This is a genomic window from Sporolituus thermophilus DSM 23256, from assembly GCF_900102435.1.
Classification (GTDB): Bacteria; Bacillota; Negativicutes; order Sporomusales; family Thermosinaceae; genus Thermosinus; species Thermosinus thermophilus.
The window spans coordinates 1-1,637 of sequence record NZ_FNBU01000047.1; the positions used below are offsets into that span (position 1 = coordinate 1).

1 protein-coding gene and 4 tRNA genes are annotated in these 1,637 nt (G+C 50.4%); all 5 read right to left on the reverse strand.

Annotated elements, in window-relative coordinates; all coding sequences use genetic code 11:
• Positions 1 to 76: 76 nt before the first annotated feature.
• A tRNA-Tyr gene (locus tag BLQ99_RS14660) sits at positions 77 to 162 on the reverse strand.
• Between the two features lie 9 nt (positions 163 to 171).
• Positions 172 to 247: transfer RNA gene (locus BLQ99_RS14665), tRNA-Thr, on the reverse strand.
• Positions 248 to 341: 94 nt separating this feature from the next.
• Positions 342 to 418, reverse strand: a tRNA-Met gene (locus BLQ99_RS14670).
• A gap of 61 nt (positions 419 to 479) precedes the next feature.
• Positions 480 to 565 (reverse strand) — tRNA-Tyr (locus BLQ99_RS14675).
• 92 nt (positions 566 to 657) lie between these two features.
• Positions 658 to 1,455, reverse strand: a complete 798-nt coding sequence (locus tag BLQ99_RS14680; protein ID WP_093692254.1) for an undecaprenyl-diphosphate phosphatase — start codon at positions 1,453 to 1,455, stop codon at positions 658 to 660.
• Positions 1,456 to 1,637 lie beyond the last annotated feature (182 nt).

A 1,637-nucleotide genomic window follows, 5' to 3' on the forward strand; every position in this document is an offset into this window, starting at 1 on the left:
GCAGGATTTGAACCTGCGACCTTCGGGTTATGAGCCCGACGAGCTACCAGCTGCTCTATCCCGCGACGCTAGCAAGTGGTGGAGGGGGAAGGATTCGAACCTTCGAAGGCGTCCGCCGGCAGATTTACAGTCTGCTCCCTTTGACCACTCGGGAACCCCTCCAGATAGTTATGGAGCTGGCGAAGGGAATTGAACCCCCAACCTGCTGATTACAAGTCAGCTGCTCTGCCAATTGAGCTACGCCAGCACATTTTATCAGTAACGGAATTTATTATATTATATACAGCAGCTTATGTCAATATATTCGGTGGCGCTTTTTTAGCTTCCGCCATGGTATTTATTGGTGGCGGCGCAGGGATTCGAACCCCGGACACAGCGGGTATGAACCGCTTGCTCTAGCCAACTGAGCTACGCCGCCAAGTTCGGTCGTCAGTCTTCAGGGTGCAGTTGTTAGCGTCCGCCGGACTGGTCACCGCTTTTGGTGGAGGGGGAAGGATTCGAACCTTCGAAGGCGTCCGCCGGCAGATTTACAGTCTGCTCCCTTTGACCGCTCGGGAACCCCTCCATTTTCGGCTGTCGAGCGTCAGGACGCTGACAGGTTATTATATTATCATATAAAACGCACCCTGTAAAGAGGAAATCGGTAGCTAACCCCCGTTAACGCCAAAAGAAATAGTAGTAGGACAAACCGGCGAGGATAAAGCGGTAATAGGCAAAAGCCGCAAGACTGGATTTGTTAAGAAAGCCCAAAAACCACACAATTGACAGGTAGGCCACGACGAAGGCGGTGACGAAACCGATAGCGAACAGCTGAATATCACCCATATTCAGCTTATCCCATATTTTGAGCAAATCATACAGACAGGCCACCAGCATAAGCGGCACCGCAATGATAAAGGAAAACTCCGCCGCCGCCCGCCGGCTTAAGCCGAAGAATAAACCGCCGGCAATGGTAGAGCCGGAGCGGGAAAACCCCGGCCACAACGACAGGATTTGAAACAGTCCAACCAAAAAGGCTTGCCGGAGCGTAATATCCTCCACATCGCGCGTCACCGGCCGTCTGGCCAGCTTCTCGGCAACCAGCATCAGCACGCCGCCGGCCACCAAACCAATAATTACGGTGAAAGGGGAAAACAAATAGGTTTTAATCGGTTTATGCAAAAGATAGCCAACCGCCATCACCGGCAGAATGCCGGCGACAACATGAGCGGCTGACAGTCCGCCGGTAACGCTTAGGCGCCTAATGTCCAACATCCGCAAAAACTTATCGCGATAAAGAATAAAGACCGATAAAATAGCCCCAAGCTGGATAAAAACTTCAAAAACGCTGGCTTTCTCCCCTTCAAATCCCAGCAGCGATCCGACCAAAATCATATGCCCTGTCGACGAAATAGGCAAAAATTCCGTTAATCCTTCAACAATGCCGATGATAACGGCAATCCAGTTTTCGTGCATGAATACCTCTCCTTTCCGCCGCTCGTTACGCCGGCACAACTTTCATTATACTCCCCTGCGATAAAATCGCAAACCTTTTTACTGCATATGATAGTGTCAAGACATTGTAGGATTTTTTAGAAGACATACCATCACGGATGAGTTAACATAATATTAAGCATAGGCAAGCGAAAGCTCCCGCA